Genomic DNA, 544 nt, shown 5'->3' with positions numbered 1-544 from the left:
TTGTAATTACACAGTATTATCTAATAGTGTTTTTACTATACCAGATCTATCACTTGATGAGCGTTTCGTCGACAATCCATTAGTGACAGAAGACCCTCATCTACGTTTCTATGCAGGCGCGCCAATTACTCTAACAGAGGAGAACAAGACGTATCATTTAGGATCACTTTGTTTGTTCGATACCAAGCCCAACAATACATTTGATGACGATAAGGCTAGACTGCTTTTACAGTTCGCTGAAATGGCGGCAGATGCATTGCAGTTACAAAAGAATCAACATCGCGCCAAACATGCCAATCAAATGAAGTCTGAATTTTTGGCAAACATGAGCCATGAAATACGCACTCCCATGAATGGTATTATTGGTATGGTTGAGATGCTTGACGATACTGATTTGAACGTTGAGCAAAAAGTCTATGTCGACAACATAAAACTGTCAACAGAGCATTTGCTTGCGATTATTAATGGCATCCTAGACTTATCTAAAGTTGAGTCAGGCAAGATGACTGTTGATGACATACCTATGGACTTGTCATTATTATGT

At 39.0% G+C, this 544-nt stretch carries 1 protein-coding gene; it reads left to right on the top strand.

The genetic code is table 11. The annotated features are described in order from the left end of the window. A partial coding sequence (locus tag ACS8FD_RS23840; RefSeq protein ID WP_439277669.1) for a sensor histidine kinase occupies window positions 1–544 on the top strand: 544 nt, incomplete at both ends.

Source organism: Psychrobacter sp. 1U2, from assembly GCF_051847575.1.
Note: the sequence above shows the minus strand (reverse complement) of the source record. Positions and strands in the feature narration are given on the sequence as shown.